This window comes from Nioella sp. (genome assembly GCF_964229645.1).
Taxonomy (GTDB): Bacteria; Pseudomonadota; Alphaproteobacteria; order Rhodobacterales; family Rhodobacteraceae; genus Nioella.
The window spans coordinates 1-10,349 of record NZ_CAXREX010000304.1 but is presented as its reverse complement, the minus strand read 5'-3'; the positions used below and the strand labels follow the sequence as shown (position 1 = coordinate 10,349).

Annotated in this window: 10 protein-coding genes; 4 read left to right on the top strand and 6 right to left on the bottom strand. The window is 64.3% G+C overall.

Annotated features, from left to right (window positions below):
- Positions 1 to 375 (bottom strand): TIGR01244 family sulfur transferase (locus ACEQXV_RS19180; protein ID WP_370270508.1); only part of this gene is annotated, 375 nt, incomplete at its 3' end.
- Positions 376 to 608: 233 nt separating this feature from the next.
- On the opposite strand from ACEQXV_RS19180, the gene ACEQXV_RS19175 reads away from it, so the two are divergent.
- Together ACEQXV_RS19175 and ACEQXV_RS19170 are read left to right on the top strand one after the other, a co-directional pair.
- Positions 609 to 926, top strand: coding sequence for a TraR/DksA family transcriptional regulator (locus ACEQXV_RS19175; protein WP_370255296.1), 318 nt, complete (start codon positions 609 to 611; stop codon positions 924 to 926).
- A 128-nt stretch (positions 927 to 1,054) separates the two neighbouring features.
- On the top strand, positions 1,055 to 1,213 hold the full coding sequence (locus ACEQXV_RS19170) for a hypothetical protein (RefSeq protein ID WP_370255295.1): 159 nt from the start codon (positions 1,055 to 1,057) through the stop codon (positions 1,211 to 1,213).
- A gap of 87 nt (positions 1,214 to 1,300) precedes the next feature.
- Here ACEQXV_RS19170 and hemB read toward each other — a convergent pair whose 3' ends face one another.
- A complete protein-coding gene (gene hemB / locus ACEQXV_RS19165) occupies positions 1,301 to 2,299 on the bottom strand; it encodes a porphobilinogen synthase (RefSeq protein ID WP_370270511.1) in 999 nt (332 codons plus the stop codon).
- Positions 2,300 to 2,427: 128 nt separating this feature from the next.
- Here hemB and ACEQXV_RS19160 point away from each other — a divergent pair, with 128 nt between their 5' ends.
- Positions 2,428 to 2,949, top strand: a complete 522-nt coding sequence (locus ACEQXV_RS19160) for a component of SufBCD complex (protein ID WP_370270507.1) — start codon at positions 2,428 to 2,430, stop codon at positions 2,947 to 2,949.
- 20 nt (positions 2,950 to 2,969) lie between these two features.
- Positions 2,970 to 6,419 carry a transcription-repair coupling factor gene (gene mfd, locus ACEQXV_RS19155; RefSeq protein WP_370270506.1) on the top strand — a complete coding sequence of 1,150 codons (3,450 nt, stop codon included), beginning with the start codon at positions 2,970 to 2,972 and terminating at the stop codon, positions 6,417 to 6,419.
- Here the strand turns inward: mfd and ACEQXV_RS19150 are convergent.
- From ACEQXV_RS19150 to ACEQXV_RS19135, 4 genes are read right to left on the bottom strand one after another with little or no spacing between them, the layout of a single operon-like run.
- Positions 6,416 to 7,627 carry a multidrug effflux MFS transporter gene (locus ACEQXV_RS19150; RefSeq protein WP_370270504.1) on the bottom strand — a complete coding sequence of 404 codons (1,212 nt, stop codon included), beginning with the start codon at positions 7,625 to 7,627 and terminating at the stop codon, positions 6,416 to 6,418. The genes mfd and ACEQXV_RS19150 overlap by 4 nt on opposite strands.
- Positions 7,624 to 8,181, bottom strand: a complete 558-nt coding sequence (locus tag ACEQXV_RS19145) for an isoprenylcysteine carboxylmethyltransferase family protein (RefSeq protein ID WP_370270503.1) — start codon at positions 8,179 to 8,181, stop codon at positions 7,624 to 7,626. Before ACEQXV_RS19145 ends, ACEQXV_RS19150 begins: the two co-directional genes overlap by 4 nt.
- Positions 8,178 to 8,822 carry a DsbA family oxidoreductase gene (locus ACEQXV_RS19140; protein ID WP_370270501.1) on the bottom strand — a complete coding sequence of 215 codons (645 nt, stop codon included), beginning with the start codon at positions 8,820 to 8,822 and terminating at the stop codon, positions 8,178 to 8,180. The genes ACEQXV_RS19145 and ACEQXV_RS19140 overlap by 4 nt, the downstream gene beginning before the upstream one ends.
- Entirely contained in the window at positions 8,819 to 10,300 is a 1,482-nt protein-coding gene (locus ACEQXV_RS19135) for a class I adenylate-forming enzyme family protein (RefSeq protein ID WP_370270509.1), read from the bottom strand. The genes ACEQXV_RS19140 and ACEQXV_RS19135 overlap by 4 nt, the downstream gene beginning before the upstream one ends.
- Between the last annotated feature and the right edge of the window lie 49 nt (positions 10,301 to 10,349).

Below are 10,349 nucleotides of genomic sequence, written 5' to 3'. Positions count from 1 at the left end.
GCCTGCGTCCTCGGCGGCGTCGATGATGTGGGAGGTCTCCATCGGCCCGGCTTGCGCGAAGGCCCACATGACGGCCGAGCGCATGCCAGAGGCGCAATAGGCCAGCACCTTGCCCTCGGCACTGTCGAGCGCATCGGCCTGTTCCTCGACATTGTCCATCGTCATCGCCGCGCCGTTTACAGGGTTGAAGACGAAGACCAGCCCGGCCGCCTCAGCCGCGTCCTGCATGGCAGCGGCCTGGTGGCTTGGGGGCACCTCGTGATCGGGACGATTGCAGATGATCGTGGTCACGCCGGTTTCGACCAGGGCCGCCATGTCGGCGGGGTCGATCTGGCCGGCAACGAAGTGGCTGTCGGAAAGCTGGCGAAGGTCCATGCGTGGTCTGCTCCGGTCTTGGTGGGTGCCACAACCCTGCCGCGTGCGACCCAGATTGAAAAGGCGAAAGAGGAAACGACCTGAACGAAGGGTGAAAAACACGTCAAGAGAAGGTCGAAATGCGCGCTTTGCTTGATCTCGGTCAACGTGGGGCAAATCGCCAGCGCGATAAACTCGGGTCAAGCGTTGGAAACCGCGCCTCTGCAACAGCAAAGCCCGAGGAGGACCCCTTGATGATCGATCTCGCCATTCGCCGCGATTCCCTGGTGAAACGGCTGGCCAGCCTCGACGAGAAGCTGCACCAGATCGAGGAAGAGCTTGAAAGCCACCAGTCGAAAGACTGGGAGGAAATGGCCACCGAGCGTGAAGGCGACGAGGTGCTGGAAGGCATGGGCGTGTCCGGCCAGCACGAGATCCGGATGATCAAGGCCGCGCTGCAACGCATGGATGAAGGGGAATACGGCACCTGCATGAAATGCGGGGACGACATTTCCGAAGACAGGCTGGACGTGCTTCCCTGGACGCCGTTCTGCCGCAAATGCGCCACCTGACATGGCGCAGGGAACGGCCCCGGGTGGGGATTTGAGGCCGTTCTTCCCGGACCGGTGGCCGATCTGGCCCCGGTCCGCAGCATGACCCGGCGGAGATTCCGCCGACCCGACGATGAAGGAGCGCCCCAATGGCCGATGACAAAACCCGCAAACCCGCGAGCGACGAGATGAAAAAGACCGATCCGGCGGCGACGCGCGAAGACAGCCCACGCCCGGCACCGCGTTGGAAGCATCCCGATCCCAAGGATGATGTGGAGGACGAGCTTTTTAACGACATGCCCGTATAGGACGTGCCGCCGGGCTTTTTTCCCTCGCCCGGACGGCAATCGGAACTGGCCGCGCACCGCCCCGAGGGCTAAGCGCGGCCTTTTTCGTCAGTCGTTGAGAATCCGCGCTACGCGCGGTGCGAAATAGGTCAGCACCCCGTCACAGCCCGCGCGCCGGAAGCTCATCAGGCTTTCCATCATGACCTTTTCACCATCGATCCAGTCATTGGCCGCTGCCGCCTCGATCATCGCGTATTCGCCCGACACCTGGTAGGCGTAGGTCGGTGCGCCGAAGGCATCCTTCACGTCGCGACAGAGATCGAGATAGGGCATGCCCGGCTTGACCATCACCATGTCGGCGCCTTCTGTCAGGTCGCGCTCGACGCAGCGCAGAGCCTCCAGCCGGTTGGCCGGATCGATCTGGTAGGTTTTCTTGTCGCCCTTGAGCGCGCCAGACGCGCCCACGGCATCGCGGAACGGGCCGTAATAGGCGCTGGCGAATTTCGCGGCGTAGGACATGATCGAGACATTGTCGAAGCCCTCGGCCTCCAGCGCGTCTCGGATCGCGCCAATGCGCCCGTCCATCATGTCGGATGGCCCCAGGATATCAGCCCCCGCGCGCGCCTGTGCCAGCGCCATCTTGACCAGGGCCTCGACGGTTTCGTCATTGACGATGATCCCGTCGCGCACGATCCCGTCATGACCGTTGGCATTATAAGGGTCGAGCGCGATATCGGTCATGATGGCCAGGTCTGGCACCGCGGCCTTGATCTCGGCGATCGCACGGTTGGCGATGTTGTCGGGATCCCAGGCGATTTCGCAGGTCTCGGTCTTCAGCGAGGGGTCGGTGTAGGGAAAGATGCAGATCGCGGGAATTCCAAGCAGATGCGCTTCTTTCGCGGCCTTCACAAGACAGTTGACGGAAAAGCGGTGCACACCCGGCATGGAGGCGACAGGTTCCTCGATTCCGTGCCCTTCGCGCACGAAGACCGGCCAGATCAGGTCATCGACCGACAGCCTGTTTTCCCGAACCAGCGCGCGCACCGCCGCACTTGCCCGGGTGCGGCGGAACCGCGTCTTGGGGAAAGGGGCCTGGTTGTTGCGCATGGGATGATCCTCCGCCGTCATGTGTTGCAAAATGGGTGTCATGTTCGCGCAGTTTTCTCAAGGGCTGGAAACCGGGCAAATGCGCGACTAATGTGCCCGCGATTACCGGGACATGAGGCAGGGCAGCCTTGGATTTTCTAGAACTTGCAACCGAAGTGATCGACCTCAGGTCGTTTTCCAACCTTTGGTACTGGATCGCGCTGGCAGCGCTGTGGTCGACGGCCAGTCACTGGATCGTGGGCGTGCCCTTCGACATGGTCTCCCGGGCGCGCCGGGGCCACGAACGGTCCATCCACGACATGCGGGTGCTGGCCGAGGTCAATGTGAACCGCATTCTCAGCATCGTGGAGCTTTCCGGCGTTTCAGCCATCGGCTTCATGAGCTTCCTGCTGACAGGGCTTGCCGTTATGGGCTGGGGTTATTCGGTCGAGTTCTGCCAGGCCGTCTTCCTTCTCATGGCGCCGATGACGGGCGTGGCGGCGCTCAATGTGCGCACCGCGCACAAGTTGCGGGACACCGGCTTTGAGGATATAGCCCGTCGTCTGCGCAATCATCGGATGATGGTCCAGATGATCGGGGTGGTCTCGATCTTCGTGACCGCCTTCTGGGGCATGTGGACCAACCTCCACTATGGCGCATTGGGACTTTAACCGCGCGGGACAAACCCCTGATGAACAATAAAAACCATGTCCTCATGGGCGGCGTTCCAGAGGGCTATGACGCGCTCCGCCTTCTCAGGGAGCTGGGGGATCATGATCGCCCGGTCATGCATGTGGCGCGCGATGACAAGCGGCTGGCCGCGATGGCGACGGCGCTGGAATTCTTCGGTCCCTCCGTGCCCGTGCTGCGGTTTCCGGGCTGGGACTGTCTGCCCTTCGACCGTGTCTCGCCGAATGCCGACATCTCCGCCACGCGCATGGCTACGCTGGCAGCCCTTGCCGCGGGGCTTGAGGGGCGCTTTATCCTGCTGACCACATTGACGGCGGCCACCCAGTATGTTCCGCCGCGTGACCTGCTGCGCAACTCGGCTTTCGTTGCCCGCGTAGATTACCAGATCGACGAAGAGGCGCTGCGCAACTTTCTGATCCGCATGGGGTTTTCGCAATCTCCCACGGTGATGGAGCCGGGCGATTACGCCATTCGCGGCGGCATCATCGACGTCTGGCCGCCGGGAGAGGACATGCCGGTGCGGCTCGATCTCTTCGGGGATGTTCTCGATGGCGCGCGCCGCTTCGACCCGGCCACGCAGCGCACCACGGAAAAGCTCAGCCGCATCGAACTCGCGCCCGTGTCGGAGGTCATCCTCGATGAGCCCTCCATTGCGCGGTTCAGGCAGAATTACCGGGTGGAATTCGGGGCTGGCGGCGGCGAAGACCCTCTTTACGAAGCGGTCAGCGCAGGGCGCAAGCATCAGGGTGTCGAGCACTGGCTACCCTTCTTCCACGAACGGCTGGAGACCCTGTTCGATTACCTGCCAGGGGCCACGATCACGCTGGATGACCAGTCCACCCCGCAGCGGCTGGCCCGTTGGGAAACGATTGCCGATCAATATGATACGCGCAAAACCGCCATGACGCAGAAGGGGCGGCTGGATACGGTTTACAAGCCGTGCCCGCCAGAACTGCTCTACCTGACCGACGCGGCCTGGGACTCCGCGATTTCGGGGCATCGCGTGATCCAGTTCTCGCCACTGCCGCAATCCAGCGGCCCCGGCGTGGTGGATGCGGGCGGGCGTATCGGGCGCAACTTTGCACCGGAGCGCCAACAGGAAAATATCAGCCTCTTCGGCGCGCTGACCGACCATATTCGGGCCGAAGGCAAGAAGAATGCCGTGATCATGGCCTCCTGGTCCGAGGGTGCACGCGAACGATTGAAAGGCTTGCTTGAAGATCAGGGGCTTACCGACCTTCGTGACATCTCGAACGGGGCAGAAACCCTGCCGCGGGGCTCTGTCAATCTTGCCGTCTGGCCGCTGGAACAGGGTTTCTCCGGGCAGGGGCTGACCGTCATTTCCGAGCAAGACGTTCTGGGCGACCGCCTGATCCGCCCCAAGCGCAAGACAAAGCGGGCGGAAAACTACCTGACCGAGGCGCAAAGCCTCAGCCCGGGCGACCTGGTGGTGCATGTCGACCATGGGGTCGGGCGCTATAACGGTCTGGAAACCGTCACCGCAATGGGCGCGCCGCATGAATGTATCGCGCTGGAATACGCGGGCGGTGACCGGCTGTTCCTTCCTGTTGAAAACATTGAACTTCTGAGCCGCTATGGCCATGAAGAGGGGCTTCTCGACAAGCTTGGCGGCGGGGCCTGGCAGGCCAAGAAGGCCAAGCTCAAGGAACGTATCCGCCAGATCGCCGACAAGCTCATTCGCATCGCGGCCGAACGCGAATTGCGCCACGCCCCTGTGATGGAGCCCCCCGGCGACATGTGGGAGGCCTTCTGCGCGCGCTTTCCATACGAGGAAACCGATGACCAGCTGTCTGCCATTGCCGATGTGATGGAAGACCTCGAACGCGGGCGGCCGATGGACCGGCTTGTCGTGGGCGATGTGGGCTTCGGCAAGACAGAGGTCGCGATGCGCGCGGCATTTGTCGCGGCGGCCAGCGGCATGCAGGTGGCGGTGATCGCGCCCACCACGCTTCTGGCCCGCCAGCACGCTAAGACCTTCGCCGACAGGTTCCGTGGATTTCCTATCAATGTCAGGCAGTTGTCGCGCTTCATTGCAGCAAAGCAGGCCAGCGACACGCGCAAGGGGCTGTCTGATGGCAGCGTCGATATCTGCATCGGCACCCACGCGCTCCTGGCCAAGAACATCCGGTTCCAGAACCTCGGGCTGTTGATTATCGACGAGGAACAGCGCTTTGGCGTCGGCCACAAGGAACGGCTGAAGGAAATGCGCTCCGAGGTGCACGTCCTGACGCTCTCGGCCACGCCCATCCCGCGCACGCTGCAAATGTCTCTGTCCGGTGTGCGCGACCTCAGCCTGATCGGCACGCCGCCCGTCGACCGGCTGGCGATCCGCACCTCTGTGTCCGAGTTCGACGCGGTCACCATCCGCGAGGCGCTGCTGCGCGAGCACTATCGGGGCGGGCAGAGCTTCTACGTGGTGCCCCGCATCGAGGATCTGCCCGAGATCGAGGATTTCCTGCGCAGCCAGGTGCCCGAGGTCAGCTTCGTCGTGGCCCATGGCCAGATGGCGGCGGGCGAGCTCGACGACCGGATGAATGCCTTTTACGACGGCAAGTATGACGTTCTGCTGGCCACCACGATCATCGAATCCGGCATCGACATTCCGACCGCGAACACGATGGTGGTGCACCGGGCCGACATGTATGGCCTTGCGCAGCTTTACCAGATCCGGGGGCGCGTCGGCCGGTCCAAGACCCGCGCCTATGCCTATCTGACGACCAAGCCGCGCGCGAAACTGACGCCTGCCGCCGAAAAGCGGCTGCGCGTTCTGGGCAGTCTCGACAGCCTCGGGGCGGGGTTCACGATTGCGAGCCAGGATCTCGATATACGCGGTGCAGGCAACATCGTGGGAGAAGAGCAGTCGGGCCACGTCAAGGAAGTGGGCTTCGAGCTTTACCAGTCCATGCTGGAAGAGGCGATCGCCAAGATCCGCTCGGGCAACATGGAGATGCTGACCGATGATGACGGGCAGTGGGCGCCGACGATCAACCTTGGCGTTCCCGTGCTGATCCCGGCCGATTACGTGCCCGATCTCGACGTGCGGCTTGGGCTTTACCGGCGTCTGTCGCAGCTTCACACCAAGGTGGAACTGGAAGGTTTCGCCGCCGAGCTGATCGACCGGTTCGGCAAGCTGCCCAAAGAGGTCAACACGCTGCTGCTGGTCGTGCGTATCAAGGCCATGTGCAAGCGGGCCGGGATCGCGAAACTCGATGGCGGGCCCAAGGGCGCAACGATCCAGTTCCACAACGACAAGTTCGCCAATCCGGCAGGGCTGGTGGAGTTCGTGCAGAACCAGCGCGGATTGGCCAAGGTGCGCGACAACAAGATCGTGGTGCGCCGGGACTGGGCCACGGACAGCGACAAGATCAAGGGCGCCTTAGCGATTGCCCGCGACCTGGCCGAGAAGGTGATCGAGGCGAAAAAGGCTTAACGCCCCTCGCGCGGCAGGCGGGTCGCGATAACAAGGCTCACGCCCGCGACCAGCAGCACCGACAGCACAAGCGGCGTGGGCGTTCCGTTGAACAGCTGGCCGATCACGGCCCCGATCAGGGCCCCGCCCACGGTTGCGACCGCCCCCATGACCGAGGATGTCATGCCCGCGATATGCCCCATGGGCTCCAGCGCCAGCGCGTTGAGATTGCCGATGGTAAAGCCCGTGGCCGCAAACTGCCCTGCGGTCCAGACGAGGAAGATCCAGAAGGTCCAGGGGGCCGAGCTGCCCAAGGTCAGAAAGACGCCCCCCGCCAGCGCCGACACGGCAATCTGGCCCATCAGGGCCCGGCGGATAAGCGGCCGCATCCCCAGCTTGACCACCAGGGTTGCATTGACCAGCGGCGGCAGGGCGGAAAAGACGGCGATGCCAGCAAACCAGAAGGGGAAGGTTTCCCCCCGGCCATAGGTGATGTCGAAGACCTGCTGGACAGAGCTGATGGTGGCGAAGAGCACGCCGAAGATCATGATCTGGATGAGCGTCGAAAGCATCACCTGCCGGTGGCTTAGAACCTCTTTCATCCCGGCCCACAGCATCGCGCCATTCAGTGCACGCCGCCGCTCGACGGGCAGGGTTTCGGGCTGACGGATGCCGATCCAGCCAATCGATACCGCTGAGAACAGAACGAAGGCCAAAAAGATCGACCGCCAGCCGGCAAGCGCTATGATGCCTGCGCCGATCATGGGCGCGACAGCGGGGAAGATCATGAAGACGAGCATGGCAAAGGACATGATCCGCGCCATCTGCCGCCCGGAATAGAGGTCTCGCACCAGTGCCATCGAGGCGATGCGAGGCCCTGCGGCCCCAAGCCCCTGGATCGCGCGCGCGGCCAGCACCAGTTCCAGCGAAGGCGCGAGATAGGCCATGACAGAGCCAAGCACATAAAGCCCTGCACCCCAGTAGATCACCGCCTTGCGGCCAAAAGCATCCGACAGCGGGCCTGTTACGAGCGTGCCAGCCCCCATGCCGAAGACGAATGAGGTCAGAACAAGCTGCGCCAGGTTCGGCGCGTCGGGGGTCAGTTCGTTAGCGATCTCGGGCAGCGCGGGCAGCATCGAGTCGATCGAGAACGCGATGGTGGCGAACATCATGCCCATGAGGGCGATGAATTCGCCCTGGCTCAGGCGGCGGGAATCGGACTCGGTCATGAACGGCTCGAAAATCTCGGCAAAAGGAACGGGGTTCTGGCGGAATGAGCCGCAAAGGCGTCGGGGTGGTGCACGGCAATCGCGCAATCCTCGACCCCTGATCCGTATCCCAGCATGAGCGAAGCGGCAAGCCCGAGCGCCAGCGCCTCGCCCGACCCGATGATCAGCGCCAGCCCCGCGATGCTGACGATCTGCCCCAGATATTGCGGATGCCGGCAGAACGCGTAGGGACCACGGGTGGCGATCCCCACATCCCATCCGCTGGTGCCCTTCAGGCCAAGCGCGGCCGTGGCCCATGTGTGCAGCAGGCTGCCTGCAACCGCGAGCGGCAGGCCGACACCGTATTGAACGAGGGCGGGCAGGATCGGCGGCTGACCCCAGGTCTGCACGAGCCCCACATAGATCAGCGTGGTCAGCCCCCAGGCCCATGCCGCCGTGAACAAGCTGCCCCTCCGGGGCGGCCAGGGGCCATTGCCGGGGTCACGGTCGGACCAGAACAGGATCGCGGCCCAGATCAGGGTGGCCGCCAGACCCAGGATCAGGCCGCCGCTCATTCGGCCTCTTTCATCAGGCCCCGCACATCCTCGATGACCTTGCCCCAAAGTTCGGGCGGCTGCGCGCCGGTCAGCACGTGCTGATTGGCGAGGATGAAGGTGGGCACGCCTGTCACGCCGCGTTCGCGGGCATGGGCATCGCGGGCGCGGATGTCGTCGGCATCGGCCTCGCCTGCCAGAAGCGTCGCGGTCATGGCGGCATCGAGCCCGCATTCCCCGGCGAGCTCGGCCAGCGTGGCCTTGTCGCCAATATCGCGCCCGTCCACGAAGTAAGCCTTGAAGAGCGCCGCCACCACGGGCGTCTGACGCTGCTCGATCCCCGCCCAGTGGATCAGGCGGTGCGCGTCGAGCGTGTTGGGGGTGCGCCCGATCCCTTCGAAATTGATGGACAGCCCGGCCTTTTCGGCGTGTTCCACCACCGGGGCATAGGCGCGCACGGCGCCGTCCTTGCCGCCGAATTTCGCCTCCAGGTAGGCGCGCCGGTCCATGCCGCCTGCGGGCATCTCGGGGTTCAGCTGAAACGGGTGCCACTCGATCAGGAAGGGATGGTCACCGGCCTTTTCCAGCGCCCGGTCGAGATAGGCCTTGCCGATGTAGCACCAGGGGCAGATCGGGTCGGACAGGATATCGAGCTTGATCATTGGGCGTCCTTGATCGCGGCGGCAAGCGCCTTGCGGTTGAGTTTTCCATTCGCGCCACGGGGCAGCGCATCGAGCCCGACATAAAGCCTTGGCTGCTTGTAGCGCGCAAGACAGCTTTCCGCGTGAAGGCTGAGGGCGGGCTCGGACAGATCGCTTACATGCGCCAGACAGATGATATGCGTGTCCTCGCGGATTTCCACCGAAACGGCGGCGCAATCCTCTACCAAGGGCGCGAAGGCGCGTTCGATTTCCTGGGGGCTGACGCGGAACCCGCCCGCGTTCAGCATGTCATCGGCCCGCCCGTGATAGACAAGCGATCCGTCCGGATCCTGATGCACCTGGTCGCCGGTCACGAACCACTCGCCCGTCAGGGGCAGGTCGAAGCCTCCGTCCGACAGGTAGCCCAGCATCAGGCCGGGATCGCTGCGATGGATGGCGAGCGTCCCGGTGTCGCCCTGCGGCAGGGGCTGACCGTCCGCGCCCAGAACCGCGATGCGGCGGCCGGGCTGCGGAAAACCGAGCGAATGATGCGGGGCAGGGCGGTCGGGCGCGCCCGAGATGAAGGTGGAACATTCCGACATGCCTAGCGCCTCGTGGATGGTCGTTCCCGTGGCGTCCAGCCAGGCCGCGCGGATTGGTTCGGGCAGCTTTTCCCCGGCGCTGAGCCCGTGGCGCAGCTTCGGCATGGCAGGGATCGGTGCGCGCAGCATCTGGCGGTAGATACCAGGGGCGGCGGCAAAGATCGTCGCGTCATGGCGTTTGAGCAGAAGCGGCAGGGTGGTGGGATCGGTGCCTTCGGACGGGATCAGGGCCGTCGCGCCGACCGACCACGGGTCCAAGAGCCCGGTGCCAAGCGTGAAGGTCCAGTTGAAGGCCCCGGCATGCAGCAGGCGGTCGCTTTCAGCAAGCCCATACCAGCCCTTGTGCATCATGCGACGCGCCCAGGTCGCCCGGTGCGCATGGGCCACTGCCCGTGGTTTGCCAGATGTGCCCGAGGTGTAGACGAGATAGGCCAGCCGGTCGGGGTCGCCCATCTGGAACTCGGCTCGCTCATGCGCGGCCAGCGCGTCGAGCTCTGTCACGACCGGACAGGTCAGCGGATCGGGCAGTGCGATGCCGTCCTGTGCAAGGATAAGCTTTGGCCCGATCTCTGGCGCGAGGCGGCTGATTTCGGGGCCGGTCAGTTGCGCCGAGGTGGGCACCGGCACCAGCCCCACGGCGATGCAGGCAAGGTAGGCCACAGGGAAATCGGGCCGGTTGCCAAGCCGCAGCAGTACCCGGTCACCGGGCGTTAGCCCCTGCGCCAAAAGCCCGGCGCCCGTGCGCAGCACCCTGTCTTCCAGCCGCGCGTAGCTCCACCTGTCGGAGCGCGTAGGCGAAAGTACCGCCAGCGCGATCTTGTCGGGCAGACGCGCGGCGTGGGCCAGCACATGCGCGGCCAGGTTAAAGGGCGTGGGGCAGGGGGCGGGCAGGGTCATGAAACCGGGGTAGGCCCCGCGCAGGGCAGTTGCAAGACCCCTTGGTGCA

What these genes read in the sequence shown, in the direction of transcription:
- ACEQXV_RS19135 (WP_370270509.1), bottom strand. Translation starts at nt 10,300, where the DNA reads ATGACCCTGCCCGCCCCCTGCCCCACGCCCTTTAACCTGGCCGCGCAT.
- mfd (WP_370270506.1), top strand. Translation starts at nt 2,970, where the DNA reads ATGAACAATAAAAACCATGTCCTCATGGGCGGCGTTCCAGAGGGCTAT.
- ACEQXV_RS19170 (WP_370255295.1), top strand. Translation starts at nt 1,055, where the DNA reads ATGGCCGATGACAAAACCCGCAAACCCGCGAGCGACGAGATGAAAAAG.
- hemB (WP_370270511.1), bottom strand. Translation starts at nt 2,299, where the DNA reads ATGCGCAACAACCAGGCCCCTTTCCCCAAGACGCGGTTCCGCCGCACC.
- ACEQXV_RS19150 (WP_370270504.1), bottom strand. Translation starts at nt 7,627, where the DNA reads ATGACCGAGTCCGATTCCCGCCGCCTGAGCCAGGGCGAATTCATCGCC.
- ACEQXV_RS19145 (WP_370270503.1), bottom strand. Translation starts at nt 8,181, where the DNA reads ATGAGCGGCGGCCTGATCCTGGGTCTGGCGGCCACCCTGATCTGGGCC.
- ACEQXV_RS19140 (WP_370270501.1), bottom strand. Translation starts at nt 8,822, where the DNA reads ATGATCAAGCTCGATATCCTGTCCGACCCGATCTGCCCCTGGTGCTAC.
- ACEQXV_RS19175 (WP_370255296.1), top strand. Translation starts at nt 609, where the DNA reads ATGATCGATCTCGCCATTCGCCGCGATTCCCTGGTGAAACGGCTGGCC.